The following is a 26,192-nucleotide window of genomic DNA, read 5'->3' on the forward strand; positions in this document are numbered from 1 at the left end:
ATTGTCATTTTTGATCGGATTTGTTGTCAATTTCGGGTTTCTCACGATAGGGTGGCTCCAGATCATCGTCAACTAAGGTAATTACATCCATTTGGCTTGCGTCTTGAACGGTTTGATGAGTTAACATAGCCAGTATTTCAGCTAATTTATCCCGCATTTCAGGCCGTCTGACAATCATATCAATCGCGCCCTTTTCAATCAGGAATTCACTGCGTTGGAAACCTGCTGGCAATTTTTCACGTACGGTTTGCTCAATAACCCGTGGGCCGGCAAAGCCAATTAGCGCTTTCGGCTCAGCAACATTAATATCCCCTAACATGGCTAAGCTTGCTGATACTCCGCCCATGGTTGGATCGGTAAGTACTGAAATATAGGGAAGCCCTCGCTCCTGCATCTTCGCCAGTGCTGCACTGGTCTTTGCCATTTGCATCAACGACATTAATGCTTCTTGCATACGAGCACCACCACTGGCAGAAAAACAGACTAATGGACAATTATCTTCCAGTGCTTGCTCAACCGCACGTACAAAACGTGCACCAACAACCGAAGCCATTGAGCCACCCATAAAAGCAAATTCAAAAGCTGCCGCAATAACTGGCATACCTTTAAGAGTGCCTTTCATCACAATTAAAGCATCTTTTTCATGTGTCGCTTTTTGCGCCGCTGATATGCGATCTTTGTATTTCTTTGAATCACGAAATTTCAAAATATCTTTCGGTTCTAATTCACTACCTAATTCTGCCGTGGTTGCTTCATCAAGAAAAGAAGCCAGACGTTGGCGAGCCGAAATACGCATATGATGATCACATTTTGGACATACGGCTAAATTACTTTCTAATTCAGCACGATAGAGCACTTGACCGCAGCTATCACATTTTGTCCAAACCCCTTCAGGAATACTCGCTTTGCGAGTCTGGGTAATATTGCTTTTATTAAGAATCTTTTCAATCCAGCTCATTAATAGACCTTTCTGTCTGAAATTACATTATCAGTCTCATTATTATGTTAATCATTAAACCACAATGCCAAAGCATAGTGGATAAAAAACTGATCAAACCTGCTAATGACTATCTATTTTTTTGGTTTAACAACCTGTTTTTCTTTAATTGATGCTCGACGATAGCACCAAATCTCAATAATAGCCGGCAGAATAGAAATTAAAATAATTGCCACAATTAATAATTTTAAATTCTGCTGAACAATTGGCAAATCACCAAAAAAGTAACCCGCATAAGTAAATAATAGAACCCATAATAAAGCCCCTGCCACATTATAAAAAGCAAAATGCCGATAGGACATTTTTCCCATCCCTGCGACAAATGGAGCAAACGTTCTAATAATAGGTATAAATCTAGCTAAAATAATCGCTTTACCGCCATGTTTTTCATAAAATTGGTGCGTTTTTTCTAAATAAATCCGGCGAAAAATTTTTGAATTGGGATTACGAAATAGACGTTCGCCGAATAAGCGGCCAATAGTATAATTAACAGCATCACCAATAATCGCAGCAATAATTATTAATATTACCATTAAATGAACGTTTAAATCATTACTCTCCAGTGCCGTCAATGCACCAGCAACAAATAATAACGAGTCACCTGGTAAAAAAAGCGTAACAATGAGTCCAGTTTCACAAAATACTATCAAAAATAAAATGGCATATAGCCAAATGCCATACTTAGCCACTAACTCAGCTAAATGAAGATCGATGTGTATAATAAAATCAATAATAAAAGTAAAAAGTTCCATAAAAAATCCAATAGTTGGCAACTTTAACACTGCCTATATAAACGCAAAATTAAATTCATTATTCTGGCAAAAAAAGCGGTCCTACGGTCGTTTTAGGTAATTTATATTTTGACGGATAATCGACAGCAACTAAATAAAGCCCTTCTGCTTTTGCAGTTGCCGCCGCTTTGGTTCTATCTTTCAATGCTAAAAGCTCGGCAATCCAGTTAATATCCTGAACACCACACCCTATCGCCAGCAAACTACCAACAATATTGCGAACCATATGATGAACAAAGGCATTAGCTTTGATATCAACCACAATATAGTCACCATAACGGTTGACATGAACATGCTTTATATTACGCCAAGGCGATTTAGATTGACACTGAATAGCTCTAAATGAAGTAAAATCCTGCTCGCCAACCAATGCTTGCGCTGCAATATGCATTTTTTCAGCATCTAAAGGTGCATGATAGTGGGTAACGCCTGCGGCTAATATTGCTGGTCGGTATCGATGATTGAAAATAATATAACGATATCGACGCGCAGTGGCACTAAAACGAGCATGAAAATCCGGCTCAACGTCTTTACTCCAACGTACGGCGATGTCAGCGGGTAAATGGCTATTAACGCCCATCGTCCAGGCTGAATCTTTACGTATCACAGACGTTTCAAAATGGATCACTTGGCCTGTAGCATGGACACCTGCATCCGTGCGTCCAGCGCAACAGACTTGAATAGATTCATGCGCGACTTTAGTTAGCGCAGACTCCACACAAGCTTGAATACTTTTTACCTGTTGTTGACGCTGCCAACCATAATAATGGCTACCATCATACTCAATGCCTAACGCAATTTTAAACATTGGTAAAGGAGATTGCTTTTCCAACATTAATAATATTGCTCCTGCACTAATCGCTCCGCAGTTTCTAGTAACATTCGAGCACCACCAAATCGGGTATTATCGGCAACCGACCAAAACTGTAATATCTCAGGTGCGCCATAATCATTACGCATACAACCGATACTTAATTGATCACTACCGGAAGCATCGGTTACCTGAGTTGGAAAATCATCTTCGCCAACCAGCTGAATATCATCAAATTGAGCAATTTCTTGCCAGGCTTCTTGTACGGTTATTGGACGTAATGTTTCCACATGAACCACTTGTGCATTACCATAAAAAACCGGCGCTTGTAAGCAACTGACAACTATCGATAATCCATCATTCTGTAAAATTTTCCGCGCTTGATCAACTAAACAGCGCTCTTGCGGCACCGAACCTTCAACATCACTTAATAATGGTAATAGATTAAATGCTAACTGTTTAGCAAAATGCTCATTATCAACGGGTAAGCCATTTAATAATCGGGCACTTTGACCGGCCAATTCATCCACTGCACTTTTGCCATGCACAGAAACTGAACATAAATTAGTTAAGATTAAATGATGAATACCGGCAACATTAATTAGCGGTTTAACGGCAACTAACAATTGACTGACATAACTATCAGCAATGGCAACAATATTACGGTTACGATAATCAGTCAGCACATGGGGATTAACATTAGGTACAACTAATGGAATATCCGGTTCCAGCGCAAATAAACCACTACTATCAATGACAATGCAGCCCTCTTGTGCCGCTTGCTCTGCATAACGAGCAGACGCTTCTTTACCGGCAACAAAAAAAGCGATTTGTGCCTGTGCCCAATCAAATAACTGTGCATCTATGACAGAGTGCTGCTTGCCATTAAAACGAATACTTTCTCCGGCACTATTTTCACTGGCTAATAGAAATAACTCACCAACTGGAAACTGGCGCTCTTGTAATAAACTTAATACGGCTTCACCAACCGCACCTGTTGCGCCTAATAATGCAATACTCCAACCTTCTGTCATGTTGGTTTTCTCCAATCTTCTATGCATTTGATCAAATTAATTTACTATCGAAGCCTAGCATTTTTAGTGTATTAGCGGCATCTACATTATCACAACTCACTTTTAGCGATGACCATTCACGGCGTTCTGGATAATATTTGCGTAAATGGTCAAACTGGCCAGTGAGATGAGCAACATTTCTTAATAATGCATCATCACGACGGACATCATAAACTAAATGCACTAAACGTTTTAAATTTGCCTGGGTTAATTCACCGCGAAAGGTAATTTCATTAAACTCGGCAATAGGGAGTAAATCTGCTAGCTCAATTTGCGCCACTTGGCCTAAAAACTGGCTAAATGCAGCAAAAATCTGGGTAGTACCGCGCGCTTTACCTTCCAGAGAATAGCCGGCAATATGTGGTGTACCAATGCGAGTTTTGGCTAACAAAGGTAAGGAAAGAAAGGGCTCATGTTCCCAAACATCTAATATAACGTCGATTTTCTTACCATTTTCTAAGGCTTTTAATAATGCCTGATTATCAATAACAGCCCCACGGCTAGTATTTAGCAAAATACGTCCTGCTGGCATAGCAGCAAGCAACTCTTCATTTAATAAATGATATGATGAATAGCAGCCAGATTTATTTAAAGGGGTATGAAAAGTTAAGATATCCGCCTGACTAACTAATTTTTCCAGTGGCCAAAATTGTTCGCTATTATCAGCAGCCGCCGCCCGTGGCGGATCACAAAGTAACGTATTGACGCCCCAGGCCTTTAAACGCGCATTAAGACGACTGCCAACATTACCAACCCCAACAATACCGACTGTCTTTTCTCGCAAATCAAAGCGATCACGTTCAGCCAGTAACAACAAAGCTGAAAAAACGTACTCTACCACCGCCGTCGCATTACAACCCGGTGCGGCAGAAAAAGCGATGCCAGCTTGCGCTAACCATTGCTTATCAACATGATCAAATCCGGCCGTTGCAGTACCAACAAATTTTACCTTACTCTGTTTAAGTAATGCTTCATTGACTTGCGTAACAGAACGCACCATTAAAGCATCTGCTGTTGCTAGCTGTGACGATGAGATTGAACGCCCAGAAACAGCCTTAACTTCACCCAATGTTGCAAACAATTGAGTTGCGTAAGGCATATTTTCATCAATCAATATTTTCACTTATCTATGCCCAATTATATTTATCAAGATTAACCGATCGCTTTTTACTATTCGATCAGGTAGCAAGCTGCTATTTTGCCATGTTAATGATATAAATCCTAACAACTGGTTTGCTCACCGTCACTTTTTTGGCGAAAACGCTCTGGTGTTGTGCCTGAAATCTGTTGAAACATGGTAATAAATGCGGATGCGGAACTATAACCTACATCAAAAGCCACCTGCTGGACACTGTAACCCTGCTCTAATTTCATTATGGCATGTAAAAAACGTAACCGCTGGCGCCACTCACTAAATGACATTCCCAGTTCCTGCTGACAACGACGTGACAAGGTACGTTCTGAGGTATAAACCCGCTTAGCCCATATCGCTAAAGCGGTATTATCTGCCGGATTTTGTTGTAATTGCGTTAAAATAGGGGCTAAAAATTTATCTTTACTGGCGGGTAAATACGTCTTTTGAATAGGTGAACGTTTTAATTGATCAATCAAAACATGGGCTAATCGAATATCTTCCACCGTCTGCGGTTGGGTTATCTCGCGCGCATAAAAATCTAATAATATAGTATGAAAAATAGGCGTTTGACGAATAATACAAGGTTTTTTACACAGCACATGACTGAATGAGTGAGAAATATCTAAAATATTAAACTTAACACTTTTTTTATTGTAAGTGGCATGCTCAACACCGCTTGGGATCCAAATACAGAATTCAGGAGGTGCAATATAATGCTGGGTAGCAACTTGCATTTCAATAACACCTTTAACCACATAAATTAATTGGCCAAAGGTATGGCGATGTAATTTACACTCAGTATCACCTAACCATTCATTATTAAGAAAAACGATGGTTTCTGGCTCAACAACATTTGGCTCATGTATATATTTGATTTTCTTCATTCCAGTAATGTTGGCAGAAAGAGCGGATCAATTGTCTGATTATAAATATATATAATAAAGCAGACAATGTTAAAATAGCAAAAATAGTTAACTGAAGATAAGTATGACTAAATAATGAAAAATTTTCTTTTCCCCCTGCTGGCGGTTTTATTGTGGTCGATTAATGCAGTGGTAAGTAAAGCCGCAGCAAATGTTATTGATCCTGCGGCTATTTCCTTTTATCGATGGTTACTGGCCTTTTTAATACTCACCCCTTTTATGATCAAAGGGATAATTAAAAATCGCACTGTGCTAAGACAATATGGTTGGAAACTGTTTATATTAGGCGCCCTTGGCATGGTTCTTTACCAAAGTTTGGCTTATTATGCTGCCCATACAGTTAGTGCAACCTTTATGGGGGTATTAAATTCAGTTATTCCTTTGTTAACGGTGATACTCAGCATTTTTGTGCTACGCACTATTCCTACTATTGGTATTGTGATAGGTAGCCTCTTATCCTTAATGGGGCTTATCTGGCTTGTCAGTCAAGGTGAGCCAATGCTATTTTTTAGCCAGGGAATTAATCGAGGGCAATTACTGATGTTTATCGCTGCTCTCTCTTATTCACTCTATGGGGTATTAACCAAACACTGGGCGATCCCATTACCGAATTGGCAATCACTTTATATCCAGATTAGTTTTGCCGTGTTGCTATTATTGCCTAACTTTTTACTGGCTAAAACAGTAGCAATTACCGCAGCAAATATTAATTTGATCTTATTTGCCGGTATTGCAGCCTCGCTGATTGCACCCTATTTATGGATTCAAGGTGTGTTTCGTCTTGGCGCTAATACAACCTCAATATTTATGAATTTAGCACCCGTATTTACGGCTATTATCGCGGTTTTATTTTTAAAAGAAAAAATGCACAGCTACCATTTAATTGGTGGTGGCATTGTGTTACTCGGTGTTATTTTAGCGCAGCAATTACGCACACCATTAACACAACTTTTTAATCACCACCGCTCTAAGGCTAATAAAAAAGTAGAATAACTTATTCAATCACTTGGTTATATTGTAAATAACAAAAAACCTACTGATTGATTATCAGTAGGTAATTATTTCTTCGTGATAAAATAATTATGAATGATATTTGCTCATTACCAACGAAGCATTAGTTCCACCAAACCCAAAACTATTTGACATTACCGTATTTAATTTCTGCTCAGTGGGCTGGGTAATAATATTCATTGCTTGCGCTTTTTCATCTAAATTATCAATATTAATGCTTGGGGCAATAAATCCGTGCTCTAACATTAACAAACTATAAATAGCTTCATGAACCCCAGCCGCCCCTAGAGAATGACCGGTCATTGCTTTAGTTGCTGAAATCGCTGGCGTATTGCTACCAAACACTTCAGTAATTGCTTCTAATTCCTTGGTATCGCCAACTGGCGTTGAAGTGCCATGAGTATTGATATAATCAACCTGTTTAACATCTGCCAATGCCATTTTCATACATCTCACCGCACCTTCTCCAGAAGGAGCAACCATATCATAACCATCTGACGTCGCGCCATAACCGACAATTTCAGCATAAATATGTGCGCCACGCGCCAGAGCATGCTCTAATTCTTCTACCACTACGATACCACCGCCACCAGCAATGACAAAACCATCCCGATCTTGGTCATAGGTGCGTGAAGCTTTTTCTGGAGTGGCATTATATTTAGTCGATAATGCTCCCATTGCGTCAAATTCACAGGTTAATTCCCAACTTAATTCTTCACCACCTCCAGCGAAAATTACATCCTGTTTACCTAATTGGATTAATTCAACAGCATGGCCAATACAATGGGCGGAAGTTGAGCAAGCCGAGCTGATAGAATAATTAACGCCCTTAATTTTAAACGGCGTAGCTAAACAAGCGGAAACACCTGAAGCCATTGCTCTGGTCACCATATAAGGACCAACACCGCGTAATCCCTTTGCTCGCATACCATCAGAGCCAGCCACTTGATTACGTGGTGATCCACCACCAGAGCCAACCACTAAACCGGTACGAGTATTTGAGATTTGCGCCTGCGTCAATTTAGCGTCCGAAATAGCCTCTTCCATCGACAAGTAAGCATAAATAGAACAATCACTCATAAAACGAAGAATTTTACGATCAATTTTTTGTTTAATATACTCTTCGGTCAGTTGAATATTACCCCAGACATGGCTGCGTAAACCCATTTTTTCAAATTCTTCTGAAAACCTGATGCCAGAACGACCCGTTTTCAGAGAAGCCAGTACCTCTTGCTGGTTATTACCTATGCTGGAGACAATGCCCAGACCAGTGATGACTGCACGCTTCATTGATTGTATTACCTCATAGTCGAAATTCATTTACTGGGAGTTTAGCCTGTTACTTTAGCTTACACTTGTAAGCTGAACAAGTCCGATCAGGTAAAAAATTACAGAAAAAATTATCTTTTCTCATTTTTATATTTTAGCGCTAGCTAGCACACTCAGGTTAAATTCGTTAGAATTGGCTAATTATTTAAAATATTGTAGATAATTTTGTGAATACAAATGAGATCAGCCAAGCTAAATTAAGCTGGAATGAACAAGCTATCCCCGTCTCTGAACAGTTTGATGATGTCTATTTTTCTAAGCAAAATGGTTTAGAAGAATCACGTTATGTTTTCTTAGCCGGTAATCAGTTGCCAAATCGCTTTCTGTCTCACTCAGCTAAACAATATGTTATTGCAGAAACCGGTTTTGGCACGGGATTAAATTTTATGGCAGTCTGCCAGTTATTTACTCAGTTTCGCCAACAAGCGCCTAAAAACCAATTACAACGTTTACACTATATCAGTTTTGAAAAATATCCCTTGTCTATTACCGATTTAATAAAGGTTCATCAATTTTGGCCTGAGCTCGCCATTTTTTCTAAACAGCTTTGTCAACAATGGCCTCAATCGTTACCTGGTTGTCATAGAATAGTTATGGAAAATGGAACAATTATTCTCGATCTCTGGTTTGGTGATATAAATAAACAATTACCTCAATTAAAAGCTAATTTTTTCAATAAAATAGATAGTTGGTTTTTAGATGGTTTTGCACCGGCTAAAAATCCCCAAATGTGGAGTGAACAACTGTTCACTGCAATGGCAAATTGGGGACGTGATGGTTGCACTTTTGCCACTTTTACTTCAGCCGGTATTGTTCGTCGTGGATTAGAAAAAGCCGGTTTTCAAGTAAAAAAAATCAAAGGTTTTGGCCGTAAACGTGAAATGCTAGTTGGTCAATTACCCGTGAATCAACAATCTGCGCCACAACCTTGGTTCGCTCGACATGCCGCATCCGCCACCGAGGATATTGCTATTATTGGCGGCGGGATTGCCAGTATGATGACCGCACTTGCTTTATTACAAAGAGGAAGTCGGGTAACTTTATATTGCCAGGATCCCAGCGTGGCACAAAACGCTTCCGGCAACCGTCAAGGTGCACTTTATCCATTATTAACCGGTCGCGACGATAGCTTAGAGCGTTTTTTTATCACTGCTTTTACTTATGCAAAACGTCACTACAGCCAACTTGAGCGATTAGGCATTGCATTTGAACATGATTGGAACGGCTTAGTACAATTAGCTTATGACGCCAAAAACCAGCAAAAAATTGCTCAAATATTGATAAAAAACTGGCCACCTGACTTTGCACGCCATGAAACTCGAAAAACATTACGAACCCTATGTGGCGTTGATGTTAACCATGCTGGCATCTACTATCCAACTGCCGGTTGGCTATGTCCTGCCGAGCTGACATTCAATAGTTGGCAATATGCGCAACAACAAGGTTTAATCAGTTATTTTAATCATCGCCTTATGCAACTTGAAAATACGCCCACTGGCTGGAAATTGATATTCAATCAAGGACAAGCGCAACGGCAAATAACGCATAAAACCGTCATTATCGCTAATGGCCATCAACTCCCCCTATTTTCACAAACAGAAAAATTGCCAGTAAGTGCGGTTCGAGGGCAAGTAAGTCATATTCCGACCACATCGACACTCAACCAACTGCAAACGACACTCTGTTATGCCGGCTATTTAACGCCAGCAAATCATCAATATCACTGCTTAGGCGCGAGTTATAAACGTCATCAACTGACACTAGAATATTCCAAACTAGAACAACAAGAAAACCATTCTCGCTTATTAACTTGTTTGCCTGATGTTGGTTGGACAAAAGATATTGATATCAGCCAAAATGCATCACGTCAAAGTATTCGCTGTGTTACCCGTGATCATTTACCGATGGTCGGTAATGTCCCCGATGTTGATCAACTTATTCTTCAATATGCACAACTAGATAAACAACTCAATGAGCAGCAACCTATTTTGCAAGCGCCAATTCATGCCAATCTATTTGTTATTGGCGCATTGGGAGCAAGAGGGTTGTGTAGTGCGCCAATTTGCGCGGAATTACTTTGCAGCCAAATTTTTGCTGAACCATTACCTTTTGACGACGAAATATTGGCTAATCTCCACCCAAGCCGATTTTGGATCAGAAAATTGTTACAAGGCCGAGCGATTAAACTAGAGAAATAACTTTTTAACAAAAATATTTAATTTCTATTAAACCGTATATTGCATTGCACAACGCGAAGAGGCGATAAATCCATAAGCCACCTCTCTTTTTAAGATAGCTTGTAGTGGCAAAGTAAGCTTTTCGGCCGGAATAATTGTAAAACCCAATTTTTGATAATAAGCGCCATTCCAGGCAACATCACGAAAAGTTGTTAAAGTAACATGATCACAGTTTAGTTGTTTTGCCTGAATAATGGCTTGCTGCAATAAACTCTGACCAATTCCTCTTCTCTGCCATCGGCTATCAACGGATAATTCCCAAATATGCAAAGCTTTATCCATCACTTCAACTTCAATAAAACCAACAAGCTGTTGTTCCTCAACGGCTACCCAACAATCACCATCAACAATAAACTCTAAATGTTGGTTAACGGATTTGCCTTGTTCATCAGCAACCCAAGCAAGCTCTGGAATTTGACGAAATAAAGTTGCTGCTGACCGTTCAATATTGACTAATTTTTCTGCTTCAGTGGGTAGTGCTAATCTTACCAACATCGTTACCCCATTTTAAAAATGCGACAATATATTATTTAAAGTTACTCGCTTTCTGCTTATTGAAGCGCATTTTCTAACAACTTGCGCCAGGTATTTAATATCAATCGCTGATCAGGGGGACTTAATTCACCCGCCTTAATTGCCTTATCAATACTCTGTTCGACACGGTCAGAAAGCGCTGCAATATTATTTTTATTTTCAGCTTCTAGTTCTGCAATAGCCAATATTAAATGGCCACGTAAATAACCACCAGCAAAAAGTTCATCTTGACTAGCATTATCAACATCATTGTCAATTTGCGTTAAAATACGCGTTTCCAATTCCGCAAGCATGGTTTTGTTCCTTTATATTAGCTAAATTTTTTATAGCTCTTCGGGGTAAATAAAATTTTGCTTCACTAAGGGAGGGGTATTATAAAACAACTGTAGCCCTTGAATAAATCTCTTCGCTCGAGCCGGAATACCATTTGCTAGATAGTTCAGTACTTGCTGATAGACTTTGCACTGAAAAGCAAATCGATCCGGTGCAAAATCAGCAGCCAAATTATCGCAACTAACATTAAAGGGAAACGCTGCCGCCACACAAAACATCCATTCAAGTGCTTGTGGTTTAACTTCAACTTTTTCAAAAGCGTTTTGTATTTGCTCATTCCGGCCATCTGGATAATACCAATAACCAAAATCTATTTGTTGGCGCCGAGTTTCTCCGGCTATACACCAGTGGGCAATTTCATGTAAAGCACTCGCATAAAAACCACGTGCAAAAATAATCCGATGGTAGGGTATCTTTTCATCTGCTGGTAGATAGATAGGTTCATCGTCTCCTTTAATTAAACGTGTGCAATATTCTTTCTCAAAACAGACACTAAAAATATTAATAAGGTGATTATAATTATGTTCTTTCATTGATATTTATATCATAAGATCAAAAAACTCATTCACCGCATTGAGCCCGATGACGTAAAAAATGATCGATAAGTACGATTGCCATCATCGCTTCTGCTATCGGTACTGCTCGGATACCAACACAGGGATCATGACGTCCTTTGGTGATTACTTCAATTTCTTCACCTTGCTGATTAATTGTTTTACCCGGTATGGTAATACTCGAAGTCGGCTTTAAAGCCAAATGGACAATAATCGGCTGACTACTACTTATACCACCTAATATACCACCGGCATGATTGCTGACAAATCCGTCACGCGCTATTTCATCCCGATTTTCATTGCCTTTTAAAGTGACCACCTTAAAGCCAGCCCCAATTTCAACACCTTTAACCGCATTGATACTCATCATGGCATGAGCTATATCCGCATCTAATCGATCAAAAACAGGTTCACCTAATCCGGCTGGAACATGCTCAGCAATAACGGTTACTTTAGCACCAATAGAATTACCTTCTTTTTTCAATAAACGTAATAAGCTATCTAAAGCGTCTAATTTTGTTGCATCAGGACAAAAGAAAGGATTCTGTTCAACTAAATCCCAATCCTTTAGTTCACAGCAAATATCACCCATTTGACTTAAATAAGCCCGAACAGTTATGCCTAGTTTTTGTTGCAGATATTTTTTTGCAATTGCACCTGCAGCGACACGCATTGCCGTTTCACGTGCCGAAGATCGCCCGCCACCGCGGTAGTCACGTAAACCATATTTTTGTTGATAGGTGTAATCTGCATGCCCAGGGCGAAAAATATCCTTGATCTCACTATAATCCTGCGACCGTTGATCCTGATTTTCAATCAACAAACCAATAGGGGTTCCTGTCGTTATACCATTAAAAACACCAGACAAAATTTTAACCTGATCAAGTTCACGGCGTGGGGTTGTATAACGAGAAGTGCCAGGCCGACGACGATCTAAATCGGTTTGCAGATCTTTTTCTGATAACGCCATACCAGGAGGAACGCCATCAACAATGCATCCTAATGCCAAACCATGCGACTCACCAAATGTGGTAACACGAAAAAGTTGTCCTATCGAATTTCCCGCCATCCCCTTTGTTTCCTATTTTCCTCATTCATCATAATAATTAATGAATAAATTATTTTATTGTATGAAAAAATATAATTACCCGTTAATCGATATATAATTTAAATTTCTCTTGATGTTCAATAAGTTGTTTCTGCGTTAGCATGAATACCCCATCGCCACCCTGTTCAAACTTCAACCAAGTAAAAGGAATATCCGGATATTGCTCAATAAGGTGTAACATACTATTACCAACTTCACAAATTAGCACCCCATTTTCTGTCAGGAAACGTGAGGCATTGGCTAGAATTCTTCTGACAAGTTTTAAACCATCAGAACCTGCTGCAAGCGCTAATTTAGGCTCCACCAGATATTCAGCTGGTAAATCAGACATATCTTCTGCATCCACATATGGTGGGTTAGTAACCATTACATTATATTTAATCGGTGGCATATTCAAAAACAGGTCTGAACAAATAGGCACTATCCGATCGGCGAATCCATGAGCAGTAATATTTTGTTCAGTTACTGCCAATGCATCAACAGAAATATCAACCGCATCAATTTGCGCTTGCGGAAATTCATGGGCACAGGCAATAGCAATACATCCACTACCTGTGCACATATCTAGAATGGTTGCAGGCTCATAATCAATGATGCCGGCAAAATGTTTATTAATTAGTTCACCTATCGGAGAACGAGGGATCAAAACACGCTCATCAACATAAAATTCATGTCCGCAAAACCAGGCTTTATTGGTTAAATAAGCAACGGGGATATGCTCATTGATACGGCGTAATACGCGTTCAACGATACGATGACGTTCACTGAGTGTTAGACGAGAAACCCACAATTGTTGAGGTATATCCAAGGGCAAAAAAAGTGATGGCAAAACAAGTTGTAAAGCTTCATCCCAACAATTATCCGTTCCATGACCGTAATAAATATTTGCTGCATTAAACCGACTAATTACCCAACGCAACATATCTTGGATGGTATGTAGTTCCGCAACCGCCTCATCAACAAAAATCTTGTCCAAAACGCCTCCTAACCAATAAAAGGTTGATATACTTAATACTGATAGTCTGCCATGAACTACCCAACAAATCAGCTTATTGTTAAGGAATTTATAGCAATAACATTAATTAACATTAGGATACTAGCAATATCTGATAAAGCTTGCTGCTTATAAGGAGGGTAATAACAGAAAAATTAAGATAAACTTAACAGAATAATTGACTAATTGATTGATAGAATGACAATGAAAAATAAGTTCAAATTGAGTGCTGAGGAAATAAAGCTATTTAAGGAAACGATTGCAGGAACTAAACCTTTACTACATGATATCGTTAGTCATCCACCACAACGACATCATCGAATAAAATCGCAATTTGTCGCAAAACGTTTGCTCCAAGAACAACTCGATGTTAGTTATTACTTTTCCGATGAATATCAACCCCTTTTGGAAGTAGAGGGGCCTACCCGTTATCTACGACCCGATATCAATCCTTATGAATTAAAAAAGCTACGTCGGGGTGATTATACGCCTGAACTGTTTCTGGATTTACATGGTTTATCTCAACGACAAGCTAAACAAGAAATTGCAGCACTAATCGCAGCTTGCTACCGAAATAATATCCATTGTGCCTGTATTATGCATGGTCACGGAAAGCACATTTTAAAACAGCAAATTCCCCTTTGGCTTGCTCAACATCCGAATATCACTGCTTTTCATCAAGCCCCCAAAGTTTGGGGTGGTAGTGCCTCGTTGCTACTCCTAGTCGAAACTGACGAAACTCAGCGCAGATAACAACTAAAACCAACGCTAGAAATGTGCCGCTAGTTTATTAACACTTTGCAATATTTGAGAAGGTGCCCGTTGCCATCTATATTCAGCGTGCCGTATTTCCATATTTATCTCTATATAAGCAATTGCAGATGTTGCAAACATAGGTGGAATTTCCTGTGGGCATAAAGCCGATACCAAATAACCGACCAATGGTAAATGAGAAACAATCAATGCTGTTCTTACACCACCTTCGGCGAGTAATTGCAAATAATTAGCTATAGATTGTGGATCTCCGTCAGGAATAAGTTCCGTCAATACTTCGTGTTCACCTGAATATGGCAATAATGGCTGCATGGCCTGATAAGTTTGTACTGCTCTTACATATGGGCTAGTAAACACGCGTTCGAATACTGGATTTTGTTGTGCTAGCCAACCAGCCATTAATTTAGATTCTTCTATTCCTTTAAGAGTAAGTTCTCTTGCTTCATCATTAATCGTATTCAGAGTTGCGTCACCATGACGCATAATAAAAACTTGCATAATCCACCATTTGAGTAAAATATTTTCACTTACCCCCCCCCCCTACATAGGAGCCCTCTTATTACTCGCTAATGTTGTTGTCGGAAAATATGCCGGGCAAGGCAACCCGAGATTCTGCACTAAAATTACAAAAAAAGGAACCGCTTTATTTTCATAAAAAACGAAAAAAAGTTTATTTTATATCAAGTTAAATTGAAATTACGCTTAAGGCCATGATATTAGTAAGGTTTAGAAATACTAATAATAATTCACTACTGATGAAATTTTTTATTTGATTTTGCCATTTGAATTAACCTTTCACAAGGAACAAAATTGTTACCATATTTCTGTGCTAATTGATGCATGATGTTAACGATATTCGATATCCCTTGTTGATCCATATATCGAAATGGTCCACCAGTGAAAGGAGGAAAACCAATTCCAAACACTGCACCAATCTCACCATCATTTACATGACGAATAACCCCTTCATCAAGACAACGAGTAGCTTCATTCAGCATCAGCATAATACAGCGCTGAACAATTTCCTGATCAGATAAAATTGTTTTGGGTTGAATATTAAGTAATTCATAAATGGTTGTGTCGACTTGACGCTGTTTTTTACACCAAGGCCAACTAATCTTATTTTTCTTATAAAGATAAAAACCTCGGCCATTTTTACGTCCCTTTCTATCATCTTCCAATATGATATTAAGTTCTGAAGGAACAGAAAATCGTTCGCCAAACTGTTCAACAAGCACCGGCATGATTTTAGTGCCGACATCAATTCCGACTTCGTCTAACAAGTTCAATGGGCCAATGGGAAAACCAAATTTAACTAAAGCATTATCGATATGCTCAATTGATTCACCCGCTAACAGACAACGGGTCGCTTCAGCAATATAAGGCGCTAATATCCGATTGACATAAAAACCTGCACCATCAGTAACAACAATTGCAGTTTTACCCTTTTTTTTTGCCAGTGCCACAGCAGTAGCAATCGTCTTGTCACTCGTCTTACTATGAGGGATAACTTCAACCAATGGCATTTTATCGACTGGACTAAAGTAATGAAGTCCAATTATACGTTCTGGGTGCTTCGCAAACTCCGCAATTTTATGGATAGGTAACGAAGATGTATTCGAGGCAAAAACAACGTCATTTAAAGTCATTGCCTCTACTTCCTGTACCATTTGACGCTTTAATGCTAAATCTTCAAAAACAGCCTCGACAATAATTTGTGCTTTTTCAAGGCCTTTATAATCTAATGTGCCTGAAATTAACATCATCTGTTGATCGCGCGCTCGTACAGAAATACGTTTACGGTTAACTTGCTCCGTTAAGCGATGCCAACTAAATTTTAATGCCTGACTAAGTCCATTATTGTTAATGTCCTTCACTCGAACAGGCAATTTTCCACGCGTTGCTGTCACATAGGCAATACCGCCTCCCATGAGACCGCCGCCTAACACACCCACCTGATGAATTGTAGCAGATTTTTCAAAACTACCCATTTCACTTTTTAGTAAAGTCGAGCCAAAAAAAAGACCGCGTAAAGCAGCAGATTCTGGTGTCATTGCCAGTTCCCCAAAGGCTTTTGCTTCTGCTTCAAGCCCAACTTGCACACCCTTATCATAGCCAATAGTCACCACTGAAATCGCTTTTTCTAACGCTGGATAATGACCTTTACTTTTTGAATTTGTTTTATTTTTAATTATCGCGAATAGGATATTTCTGATAATGGGTAATTCTGATAAACGCTGCATAACAGGCAAATATGTTTTGCCTTTTCTTCCTTTATCAATCCAGCTAATTGCCGTTTCCAATAAAATTTCTGCTGGCACAATATCATCAACTAAACCTAATTTTAGTGATTGCTTTGGTCTTAATTGTCGGCCAGTCAGAATCAAATTTAATCCATTAATTAAACCAATTAAACGAGGCAAACGCTGTGTTCCTCCAGAACCAGGAATTAAACCTAGTTGCACCTCAGGTAAACCAAGACGCGTTTTCTCGGACAGAGTACAAATTCTTATATGGCAAGCAAGCGCTAATTCTAATCCGCCGCCTAAACATACACCATCAATTGCTGCGACTACCGGTAATGGATAACTTTCAAGCAGGTTAAATAATTTTTGCCCTGTCATAGCAAGCTGTGTTGCTTCTTCTTTTGTTTTACAATTGGAAATCATACTAATATCAGCACCAGCAAGGAAACAGCCTGGTTTATTTGAAATAATAATAATACCTTTTAAACCCGCGATTTCTTGAGCTTGCTGTAATATCACATAAAATTGATCAACAAATTCAGCTTTTAATGTATTAACTTTTTCGCCGGGAACATCAATGGAAATAACGCCAATATTGTTTTGTTTGACGGACAAATGAAACACAGGATAGCGAGTAATTGCAGGTAAGTTCTTTTCTTCATTTTTATTGGTTATCATTACTCAACCTCCAAAATCATTGCTGCACCTAAACCGCCTGCTGCACAAGCGGTTGTTAACGCCAAACCACCACCACGACGATGTAACTCATTAAGCGTCTGTATCACCATACGAGCACCGGTAGCAGCAAATGGATGGCCATACGCAAGAGAACCACCTAATACGTTAAATTTTTCCATATCAATTTCACCAATCGCTTCTGATTGTCCTAATTTTTCTTGCGCAAATTTTTTGCTCGCAAACATTTTTACATTGGCTAATACTTGAGCAGAAAAAGCTTCATGCATATCAATTAAGGTAAGATCTTTTAAACTTAATCCAGCGCGTTTGAGAGCTAATGGTGTTGCATAAGAAGGGCCTAATAGCATGTCTTGCCATACGTCAATAGCCGAAAAAGCATAACTACGAATATAACCTAATGGGGTTATACCTAATGTTTTCGCATTTGATTCAAACATCAACATTACGGCTGCAGCACCATCAGTCATTGGCGTACTATTCGCGGCGGTAACAGTACCATGTCGACGATCAAAGGCGGGTTTTAACTTTGCATAAGAACTAAGCGTTGAGTCTTTTCGAACATTATTGTCTTCCGATAATGACTCTTGGAAAGGCGGTATATGCGCTGTCATGACTTCTTTATGTAATACACCACTATCCCAAGCCTGGGCAGCTAGGATATGGGAACGATGAGCAAAAGCGTCTTGTTCTTCACGACTGATATGATAGGTTTTTGCCATCTGTTCAGCAGTATCTCCCATTCTTAAGCCAGTAGAATATTCGGCTACTGCTGGTGAAACAGGAAGAAAATCACGAAAACCTAATTTGCTTAAGAGTCGCAAACGTTGGCTTATTGATTTTGCTCGATTAAGGTCAATTAAAGTGCTGGCCATTTTTTTAGTTACACCAATAGGCAAAACCGATGATGAATCAGCACCACCAGCAATACCGACCTTGATGGAGCCTGCCATCATACTTTCAATAATATTGGTAATAGCCTGAAAGCTAGTTGCACATGCTCTAGAAATACTATAAGCATCTGTCGAAACGGGTAGTCCTGCCCCTAAAACAATTTCTCTAGCAATATTCGGCGCTTCAGGCATCTGAACAACTTGGCCAAAAACTACTTGATCAATAAATTGAGAATCAATACCACTACGAATAACTAATTCACTTACTACCATTTTGCCTAAATCGACAGCAGGTATATTATGATAAGCCGTTGCCTGTTTAGCAAAAGGAAGGCGTAACCCAGTAACAATTGCGATACGATCAGTATTCTTAACGTTGTAGTTCATAGCAGATCTCGCTTCCCTTTTTATAAAAAATGAAAAATGAAACTATAGCTAATCATTCCCGATACTTCACAGAGGTCTGATCTGATAATCAATTGTTATTCAAATGTAGTAAAAGAAAAATAATATAAATTAAAAACTGAGAGGCGACACGCAAGATATGAATATTTATTTGTCAAACAAGTCAAAATATTGAGAAAAGCTCAACGAACAAATGCCTACAGAATATCTGTAGGCATGGTTAAACTCACTTAACGTAAATTTAATTGAAAAATTAGTGTTTCAGCTTCACAACAAAAGGTAAAATTTGCTATTAATTTAACACCTTCAGCTATAGGCTGAATCTGATGTTCGATCGTACAAGGCTCCGATTCAACTGCCCGCGCTTGTGCCATCAACTGTATTAACATTGTTTTAGCTTCTTGTTGATTTAAAAAATTTTTTTCAAAAGAAGCCGTGCAATTTTGATTATCTATCACTGTACCCACATCAACACAACAGCAAGCAGCAGTTTCTTCAGCATGACAACGATTTTTAGCGTCCGACATAATTCTTTCCAACAATAAACATTAACAAAATATAATCATAACGCCAATTAACAAAAAAACACCAGTCAATATCTAATAATCTATAAAATTTCAAGTAGTTATTTGATCTAATATCCTATTGTTACGCTATCTCAACCACTTTGCATAATTGGAGCACCAATTTATGTTAAATAAATCACATTTTTACAAACAACTAACACATACGCAGTGAACATGTTTGTAATAAAACCGGTATTCAATTCTATACTCAGTCAACTGGTCTGATTTGCCATATTGGCATGGAGCCAATACAATTGCTGGCCTTTCTATTGCGACCAACAATGTCGCTCTTATCATAAATATAATTTAAGGGGTTTTGGTCATGAACCAGAAAAACCTGTTCAAACATACAATTTTGGCAATGGCTGTAAGTTTTGTTTCAACAAATACTAGCGCTGCTGGCTTTCAACTGAACGAATATTCCACTTCTGCGTTGGGACGTGCTTTTTCAGGTGAAGGGGCGATTGGCGATAATGCTAGCGTTGGTAGCCGCAATCCAGCAGCCATGATGTTATTTAATAACCCTGTGCTCTCTTTTGGGGCGATTTATATCAATCCTGACGTTGATATAAAAGGAAAATCACCTGTCACTGGTAACAGTACCACTTCAAGAAATATCGCTCCTCATGCCTGGATACCCAATGCCCATTTTATTTTTCCAGTAAATGACAAATGGGCGGTTGGTTCTTCAATTACCACTAATTACGGCTTAGCCACCGAATTCAATCACAACTATAATGCCGGGCCTATTGGCGGAAAAACCGATCTGACCACACTTAACCTTAATTTAAGTGGAGCTTATCGCTTTAATCAGCATTTCAGTGCTGGTTTAGGCTTTAATGCCGTCTATGCCGATGCAGAAATTACCCGTCATATAGGGGAATTTGGAGCCGCAATAGGGCTAGGGCTGCCTGCATCAACCACTATTGCCAAACTTAAGGGTGATGATTGGGGATATGGCTGGAATGCCGGCATCTTGTATGAATTAGATGAGAATAATCGTTACAGCTTTACCTATCGTTCAGAAGTTAAAATAAAGTTTAACGGCGACTATAGTAATGAGCTTCCCACATTGATACCTGGTGGTTTAGGCGGTAATAGTATTAAAGGCAACCTGGATCTGCATCTGCCCGAAATTTGGGAAATCTCTGGTTATAATAAAGTCGCACCTAAATGGGCTGTTCATTATAGTTTAGCCTATACCAGTTGGAGCCAGTTTAAAGAACTGAAGGCCACCGCAAAAGACAGTGGACAAGTTTTATTTAATAAACATGAAGGCTTTAAAGATGTTTTTCGCATTGCGCTAGGCACGACTTACTATCATGATGATCATTGGACGTTTCGTACCGGTATTGCCTTTGATGATAGCCCGGTGCCAGCTAAAAATCGCTCGATCTCAATTCCTGATCAAGATCGCTTTTGGATCAGTGCCGGTACAACTTATGCCTTTAACGAAAACGCCTCAGTTGACGTAGGTATTTCCTACATGCATGGTCAAAACGTAAAAATCAAAGAAGAAATGCCGCTAATGGCTGGTAGCCCTGCCCTCCCAGCCTATGACTTTAAATCCAGTGGAAGCGCCTGGTTAGCTGGCGTTAACTTTAACTACAAATTTTAATTTTTACTGAAAACACAAAAGGATAGCCACAGCTATCCTTCCTTAAACTGGTTATAGGAAAATATTTAGTGATAATATAATGAATATCCAAATACCGCAGCCATACCAGTATTTACTAATTAAATGATAATAAATAATTTATCGAAAAAATAATTAGCAAACAATTATATTATTAATTGTCTTTTTAATTTATAAAGATTTAAGTCGACCACAAAAATCAATAAATCATCTTACCGTTATTTTTTATCCACTAATATATAAATTAAAATGTATCCCCATTTTACTAATCAATAGAATCCAAATCTTCTTCTATCACAGCAGCGTTAGGGTTAATAGTTGGTTTCAAAACGCCTCCTTGTGCCTTAAAATCTTTATTTTGAAAATAAGCTTCTCTAATCATTAAATAAGGATCGGAGGAGTTTTGTAAAATGCCATCAGAGTCTAATAAAAGTGCTCGCTTTTCAATTCCCTCTAATACCCATTTTCCTGCGGACATCCAAAAAGTAAGATAACTTAGCATCGGATAAGCCTTGTCAGCCCAATCGCCCCCATCTTCTCGTAAAGTAAAACTACCATAACCTGGCAATACTACATATGGACCATAGCCAACCTGATAATATCCCAATGTACTACCAAAACGATTAGATTCTTGTTTAGCAAGTTTAGGATTAGCCATTGAAGCAATATCGATCAATCCTGCCATACCAAAAACACTATTTAGGAAAAAACGATTGAAATGTTTCATTCCTTGATAAATATCGCCGCGTAGAAAATTATTAACCATACTTGCAGGCTCTTCCAGGTTAGCCAAAAAATTGACTAGACCATTACGAGCAGGCATAGGAAGATAATCACGCCAAGCAACCGCAACTGGACGCACCACATAACGATCAAGCACATGGTAATTAAAATCGAACATTGTTCGATTAAAACTCTCTAGCGGATCAGAGCGCTGGTGATTATCTGTAGGTGTGCTCGAACAGCTTGTAATCAATCCCACTGCAAATAATACTCCGCATAACCGATATGTTTTAAATCTTGTTTTTCTATTCAACAAAACACCCTCACATAGATTGTCCATTTATAATTATATATCCACATTAATTTAATCTTACTTACTTTTTTATTTAATGATAAGAATTTAATCACTATTTATCTAAGCATATAATGTGCTAACCGTTATGTTAAATAAGCAGATAGGTTAAAAAACAAATAAATAACACTAAGTTATAGACATAAAATATTAACAAAAACAAAATAATAAAAATTATTCTCAAAATGATGGAAACGGCGCAATGTAAAATAGACAAACAAATTAAATAACAATAATTATTAAATTATTTGTTAAATTGTGATTTACAAAATTATAATTTAACAATTTAATTATTTATGTAACATAATCTACAATCAAATCAATTAAATACAAATCCAGTCATCAGTAATAAAATTAAACTAATTGTATTCAACAAGTTGATTTTAATAGGTATTTAATAGTAGAATCAGCTGCATCGTAAAATAAGTTAGATTGAAAAGATTTTATGTCCTCTTAGTTAAATGGATATAACAAGCCCCTCCTAAGGGCTAATTGTAGGTTCGATTCCTGCAGGGGACGCCAGAATGTAGTTTATAGCTCTCCGTTTTAGTACGCAAACATCAATAAACATCTACATCCATCTTTACATGTCGTTTTTTATAGTTCACTTAAGTTCATTGACATCCGCTGTCTTTTTTGGGTAAATTCTGGGTAAATTTATTTAATAGCAGAGGTTTTACCCAATGCTCACTGTTAAACAAGTAGAATCAGCAAAAGTAAAAGATAAACCTTACCGATTGTCTGACGGAAATGGTTTATATCTTTATATTCCGATTTCTGGGGTTAAAGTGTGGCAAATGCGTTACCAATTTTTGGGTAAAGAAAAGATTTATACATTGGGTAAAGTATCTGAGATCACATTACAAAAAGCCAGAGAAAAATCATTTGAACTAAAAAGAGATCTATCTAATGGAATTGATATATCAAAAAACAAAATAATAAATAAGTCTAAAAAAGGCAATACATTTTCTGAAATATTCACTGAATGGTATGATTTTAAATACGAGGTGTGGTCGATAAAATATCGTAAAGAAATAAAAAGCATGTTTGAAAATGATATTTTACCAATCATTGGTAACAGAATTATTACAGATATTGATCCGATCGAATTGGTTAATGTCATAAGACTATTTGAAAAACGCGGCGCAATGGAAAGAGCAAGTAAAGCTAGAAGGAGATGTGGCGAAGTTTTTCGTTATGCAATTGTTACAGGAAGAGCAAAATATAATCCAGCACCTGACTTAGTTGATGCTGAAAAAGGTTATAGAAAAAAACATTATCCATTCTTGACTGAACCAGAAATACCCGCATTTAACAGAGCATTGCTATCATTCCCAGGTAGTATTATAAGCAAAATAGCCACACAAGTTCTTCAATATACAGCACTAAGAACAAAAGAGTTAAGATCTATGACGTGGGATAATGTTGACTTTAATAAAAGAATTATAACTATTGATAAAGAGGTAATGAAAAACAGAAAAGAACATATAGTGCCAATGTCAGATCAAGTTTATCACTTATTGAAACACTTAGAGCTAATCACTAAAAGTATATCTCACTTCGTTTTTGCCGGTAGAAATAGCAAATATAAACCAATCAGTGAAAATACTGTATTGGGTGTTATTCGTTACATTGGTTTTGACGGAATAGCTAGCGGTCATGGATTTAGACATCAATTTAGTACAATTTTAAATGAACATGGTTTTAACAAAGATTTAATTGAAAGACAGTTAGCTCACGTGGATAGAAATAATATCCGAGGAATATATAATCATGCTCAATATCTAGAAAAACGTAGAGAAATGATGCAATGGTTTGCAAATTATATTGATGAATTAACAAATACAATCGCTGACTGAAGGTGATGCAACACCAACAGCCAGCTAACCTAAACCCTATCTAAACTAGGATCAAGGCTATGAAAAAGTCTATTACCGTTGTACACGTCTGTAAAGTTTTTGCGGAGGTGATTTAATGCTGCCTCTAACCGAACAACAAATAAAAGCTTATAAACAAATCTTCCCTGAACTTGCAAACGATCAACTTGAAACAGCTGTTTTGTATGCCATGGGTATACCAGAGAAAAATATAGCTTTTTTCAGATCTGTTACTTATGCCACAGTTCGCAAATGCATTGAAAGAATAAAGCAGATATACGAAGTTGATTCAATCAGTCATTTACGCTCTGTTTTTCAAGCGAGAATATTTCATTTTAATACAATGAACTGCTATAAACATATTGATAACTCAGTAAATTACTCTGAATACCAATAGTTATTACTTTTCACTTAACACAATTCAAGATAATCAACAACTATCAATATTTGATAGTATCTAACATTTAACTTATGGTGAATAATGTTCCCATTGACGACAAGTTATTATTTATACATTACAACTACATGCAGCTATCTCAACACCAGGGAAAACTAAACCAGCCTAAGAGCTGGTTTTTTATTGTCCAAACTACCTAACCGGAAAATAACAACAAAATAAGAAAATTTCTTTATTTTTCAATAGCAGAATCTAACCGGATTTGATAGTATTTCAATGTCTCCTGCGTTAGTTAGTTTATAACTAATTGACAGGCTTGAAGCCCCAAATGTGGGGCTTTTGTCTTTATATATCCCCATCACTAAATTCCAATCCAACCTCTCTATTCATTTCACTACGGAGATATTCCTATGTCTAAATTTTTATTATCTAAAATTTACTGTAAATAATCACAGTAAATATCGTTTTCCTTATATGGTAAACTTTATAATCAAATTTAAGCATAGATAAATATTGTGACACATTTCACTAAATACTTTTCAATTGGAATTATCAATACGCTTATCCATTGGATTATATTTGCTATTATTATTTCTATAACACATATTCCACAGGCTTATGCTAATTTGATGGCTTTCTTAGTATCAGTGACGTTCTCTTTTTTTGCTAACGCAAAATTTACATTTAAGAAAAAAGCAACAAGTGGTAAGTACACTGTTTTCACTAGTTTTATGGGAATGATGAGTTACCTGATAGGATGTTTCTCGGATAAATTAAATATTCATCCTGTTATCACAATACTCACATTTTCAGCCATTAGTCTTATTTTAGGTTTCTTATATTCAAAATTTGTTGTATTTAAAGGTATTGAATAATGAAAATTTCATTAATTGTCCCTGTATTTAATGAAGAAGAGGCTATCCCCATTTTCTACAAAAAAGTTGGGGAATGCGAGGGATTAAAAAAATACGATGTTGAAATAATTTTTATTAATGACGGGAGTAATGATGCAACAGAAGTTATTATCAACGGATTAGCAAATAATTACAACTTGGTTGTACCTTTGAGCTTTACCCGTAATTTTGGAAAAGAACCTGCACTTTTTGCCGGAATTGAACACGCTACAGGTGATGCGGTAATCCCTATCGATGTGGACTTACAAGACCCCATAGAAATTATCCCATTGTTAATAGAAAAATGGCAAAACGGCGCTGATGTAGTGCTTGCAAAAAGAATAGATCGCTCTACTGATAGCTTGTTAAAACGCAAAACTGCCGAATGGTTTTATAAATTACACAACAAAATAAGTCAGCCAAAAATTGAAGAAAATGTGGGGGACTTTCGTTTGATGTCTCGTGCTACCGTCGAAAATATAAAACTTTTACCCGAAAGTAATTTATTCATGAAAGGTTTGCTTTCTTGGGTTGGTGGCAATGTAGATATAGTAGAATATACCCGTTCTGAACGTGTTGCTGGAAAATCAAAATTTAATGGCTGGAAACTATGGAATTTTGCAATAGAAGGGTTAACCAGCTTCTCTACCTTCCCACTCCGTATGTGGACATATATAGGTTTATCGATTGCAACGATATCCTTTATCTACGGTAGTTGGATGATTATAGATAAACTGTTTTTTGGGAATCCTGTTGCTGGCTATCCTTCCCTTCTCGTTTCTATTCTGTTTATTGGCGGTGTTCAGCTTATTGGTATCGGTGTTCTTGGTGAGTATATCGGAAGAATTTACATTGAGGCTAAAAAAAGACCAAAGTACATAATGAAAAAATAGTATTTATATTA

At 37.8% G+C, this 26,192-nt stretch carries 25 protein-coding genes and 1 tRNA gene; 9 read left to right on the forward strand and 17 right to left on the reverse strand.

Features of this window, described 5'->3' with window-relative positions:
* Positions 1-4: 4 nt before the first annotated feature.
* The 6 genes from accD to ArsFIN_RS12435 all read right to left on the reverse strand — a co-directional run bounded on the left by accD (position 5) and on the right by ArsFIN_RS12435 (position 5,691).
* Positions 5-958 carry an acetyl-CoA carboxylase, carboxyltransferase subunit beta gene (gene accD, locus ArsFIN_RS12410; RefSeq protein WP_026822706.1) on the reverse strand — a complete coding sequence of 318 codons (954 nt, stop codon included), beginning with the start codon at positions 956-958 and terminating at the stop codon, positions 5-7.
* 113 nt (positions 959-1,071) lie between these two features.
* Positions 1,072-1,749: a DedA family protein gene (locus tag ArsFIN_RS12415; RefSeq protein WP_026822707.1), complete on the reverse strand. Its 678-nt coding sequence runs from the start codon at positions 1,747-1,749 to the stop codon at positions 1,072-1,074.
* A gap of 58 nt (positions 1,750-1,807) precedes the next feature.
* Positions 1,808-2,623 (reverse strand): tRNA pseudouridine(38-40) synthase TruA, encoded by an 816-nt coding sequence (truA, locus tag ArsFIN_RS12420; protein ID WP_026822708.1) that lies wholly within the window; start codon positions 2,621-2,623, stop codon positions 1,808-1,810.
* Entirely contained in the window at positions 2,623-3,633 is a 1,011-nt protein-coding gene (locus ArsFIN_RS12425; protein WP_026822709.1) for an aspartate-semialdehyde dehydrogenase, read from the reverse strand. The genes truA and ArsFIN_RS12425 overlap by 1 nt, the downstream gene beginning before the upstream one ends.
* 31 nt (positions 3,634-3,664) lie before the next feature.
* Complete coding sequence (gene pdxB, locus ArsFIN_RS12430; RefSeq protein ID WP_026822710.1) at positions 3,665-4,795, reverse strand: 4-phosphoerythronate dehydrogenase PdxB; 1,131 nt, start codon at positions 4,793-4,795, stop codon at positions 3,665-3,667.
* Positions 4,796-4,893: 98 nt separating this feature from the next.
* Complete coding sequence (locus ArsFIN_RS12435; RefSeq protein WP_026822711.1) at positions 4,894-5,691, reverse strand: AraC family transcriptional regulator; 798 nt, start codon at positions 5,689-5,691, stop codon at positions 4,894-4,896.
* Between the two features lie 114 nt (positions 5,692-5,805).
* Between ArsFIN_RS12435 and ArsFIN_RS12440 the strand changes: the two genes are divergently transcribed.
* Positions 5,806-6,723 (forward strand): DMT family transporter, encoded by a 918-nt coding sequence (locus ArsFIN_RS12440; RefSeq protein WP_034249556.1) that lies wholly within the window; start codon positions 5,806-5,808, stop codon positions 6,721-6,723.
* 87 nt (positions 6,724-6,810) lie between these two features.
* Here the strand turns inward: ArsFIN_RS12440 and fabB are convergent, their stop codons facing one another.
* Positions 6,811-8,031, reverse strand: a complete 1,221-nt coding sequence (fabB, locus tag ArsFIN_RS12445; RefSeq protein WP_026822712.1) for a beta-ketoacyl-ACP synthase I — start codon at positions 8,029-8,031, stop codon at positions 6,811-6,813.
* Positions 8,032-8,237: 206 nt separating this feature from the next.
* On the opposite strand from fabB, the gene mnmC reads away from it, so the two are divergent.
* Complete coding sequence (mnmC, locus tag ArsFIN_RS12450; RefSeq protein WP_026822713.1) at positions 8,238-10,268, forward strand: bifunctional tRNA (5-methylaminomethyl-2-thiouridine)(34)-methyltransferase MnmD/FAD-dependent 5-carboxymethylaminomethyl-2-thiouridine(34) oxidoreductase MnmC; 2,031 nt, start codon at positions 8,238-8,240, stop codon at positions 10,266-10,268.
* A 27-nt stretch (positions 10,269-10,295) separates the two neighbouring features.
* On the opposite strand, the gene ArsFIN_RS12455 is transcribed toward mnmC, so the two are convergent.
* From ArsFIN_RS12455 to prmB, 5 genes are all read right to left on the reverse strand, one after another.
* The gene (locus ArsFIN_RS12455; RefSeq protein ID WP_026822714.1) at positions 10,296-10,802 is read right to left on the reverse strand and encodes a GNAT family N-acetyltransferase; all 507 of its coding nucleotides are present in this window, start codon (positions 10,800-10,802) and stop codon (positions 10,296-10,298) included.
* Positions 10,803-10,858: 56 nt separating this feature from the next.
* On the reverse strand, positions 10,859-11,134 hold the full coding sequence (locus ArsFIN_RS12460; protein WP_026822715.1) for a YfcL family protein: 276 nt from the start codon (positions 11,132-11,134) through the stop codon (positions 10,859-10,861).
* Positions 11,135-11,164: 30 nt separating this feature from the next.
* Complete coding sequence (locus ArsFIN_RS12465; RefSeq protein WP_026822716.1) at positions 11,165-11,707, reverse strand: elongation factor P hydroxylase; 543 nt, start codon at positions 11,705-11,707, stop codon at positions 11,165-11,167.
* 28 nt (positions 11,708-11,735) lie between these two features.
* On the reverse strand, positions 11,736-12,797 hold the full coding sequence (gene aroC / locus ArsFIN_RS12470) for a chorismate synthase (RefSeq protein WP_026822717.1): 1,062 nt from the start codon (positions 12,795-12,797) through the stop codon (positions 11,736-11,738).
* Positions 12,798-12,879: 82 nt separating this feature from the next.
* Complete coding sequence (gene prmB, locus ArsFIN_RS12475; RefSeq protein WP_026822718.1) at positions 12,880-13,812, reverse strand: 50S ribosomal protein L3 N(5)-glutamine methyltransferase; 933 nt, start codon at positions 13,810-13,812, stop codon at positions 12,880-12,882.
* Between the two features lie 222 nt (positions 13,813-14,034).
* On the opposite strand from prmB, the gene smrB reads away from it, so the two are divergent.
* Entirely contained in the window at positions 14,035-14,583 is a 549-nt protein-coding gene (gene smrB / locus ArsFIN_RS12480; RefSeq protein ID WP_026822719.1) for an endonuclease SmrB, read from the forward strand.
* 15 nt (positions 14,584-14,598) lie between these two features.
* Here the strand turns inward: smrB and sixA are convergent, their stop codons facing one another.
* The 4 genes from sixA to ArsFIN_RS12500 form a co-directional block, all read right to left on the reverse strand.
* Positions 14,599-15,102, reverse strand: a complete 504-nt coding sequence (gene sixA, locus ArsFIN_RS12485) for a phosphohistidine phosphatase SixA (protein WP_026822720.1) — start codon at positions 15,100-15,102, stop codon at positions 14,599-14,601.
* A gap of 251 nt (positions 15,103-15,353) precedes the next feature.
* A complete protein-coding gene (gene fadJ / locus ArsFIN_RS12490) occupies positions 15,354-17,528 on the reverse strand; it encodes a fatty acid oxidation complex subunit alpha FadJ (protein ID WP_026822721.1) in 2,175 nt (724 codons plus the stop codon).
* Complete coding sequence (gene fadI / locus ArsFIN_RS12495; protein ID WP_026822722.1) at positions 17,528-18,826, reverse strand: acetyl-CoA C-acyltransferase FadI; 1,299 nt, start codon at positions 18,824-18,826, stop codon at positions 17,528-17,530. Before fadI ends, fadJ begins: the two co-directional genes overlap by 1 nt.
* Before the next feature lie 248 nt (positions 18,827-19,074).
* Positions 19,075-19,371 carry a YfcZ/YiiS family protein gene (locus ArsFIN_RS12500; protein ID WP_034249558.1) on the reverse strand — a complete coding sequence of 99 codons (297 nt, stop codon included), beginning with the start codon at positions 19,369-19,371 and terminating at the stop codon, positions 19,075-19,077.
* Between the two features lie 361 nt (positions 19,372-19,732).
* Between ArsFIN_RS12500 and fadL the strand changes: the two genes are divergently transcribed.
* Complete coding sequence (gene fadL, locus ArsFIN_RS12505) at positions 19,733-21,028, forward strand: long-chain fatty acid transporter FadL (protein WP_026822724.1); 1,296 nt, start codon at positions 19,733-19,735, stop codon at positions 21,026-21,028.
* Positions 21,029-21,311: 283 nt separating this feature from the next.
* On the opposite strand, the gene mlaA is transcribed toward fadL, so the two are convergent.
* A complete protein-coding gene (gene mlaA / locus ArsFIN_RS12510) occupies positions 21,312-22,082 on the reverse strand; it encodes a phospholipid-binding lipoprotein MlaA (RefSeq protein WP_034249566.1) in 771 nt (256 codons plus the stop codon).
* Positions 22,083-22,568: 486 nt separating this feature from the next.
* Here mlaA and ArsFIN_RS12515 point away from each other — a divergent pair.
* The 5 genes from ArsFIN_RS12515 to ArsFIN_RS12535 all read left to right on the forward strand — a co-directional run bounded on the left by ArsFIN_RS12515 (position 22,569) and on the right by ArsFIN_RS12535 (position 26,181).
* Positions 22,569-22,643: transfer RNA gene (locus ArsFIN_RS12515), tRNA-Arg, on the forward strand.
* 161 nt (positions 22,644-22,804) lie between these two features.
* A complete protein-coding gene (locus tag ArsFIN_RS12520; protein WP_026822726.1) occupies positions 22,805-23,980 on the forward strand; it encodes a tyrosine-type recombinase/integrase in 1,176 nt (391 codons plus the stop codon).
* A gap of 115 nt (positions 23,981-24,095) precedes the next feature.
* Positions 24,096-24,395, forward strand: a complete 300-nt coding sequence (locus ArsFIN_RS12525) for a hypothetical protein (protein WP_051296999.1) — start codon at positions 24,096-24,098, stop codon at positions 24,393-24,395.
* A gap of 512 nt (positions 24,396-24,907) precedes the next feature.
* Positions 24,908-25,270 (forward strand): GtrA family protein, encoded by a 363-nt coding sequence (locus ArsFIN_RS12530; RefSeq protein ID WP_026822727.1) that lies wholly within the window; start codon positions 24,908-24,910, stop codon positions 25,268-25,270.
* Positions 25,270-26,181 (forward strand): glycosyltransferase family 2 protein, encoded by a 912-nt coding sequence (locus ArsFIN_RS12535; RefSeq protein WP_135677762.1) that lies wholly within the window; start codon positions 25,270-25,272, stop codon positions 26,179-26,181. The genes ArsFIN_RS12530 and ArsFIN_RS12535 overlap by 1 nt, the downstream gene beginning before the upstream one ends.
* Positions 26,182-26,192: the final 11 nt, after the last annotated feature.

This window comes from Arsenophonus nasoniae, from assembly GCF_004768525.1.
GTDB lineage: Bacteria > Pseudomonadota > Gammaproteobacteria > Enterobacterales > Enterobacteriaceae > Arsenophonus > Arsenophonus nasoniae.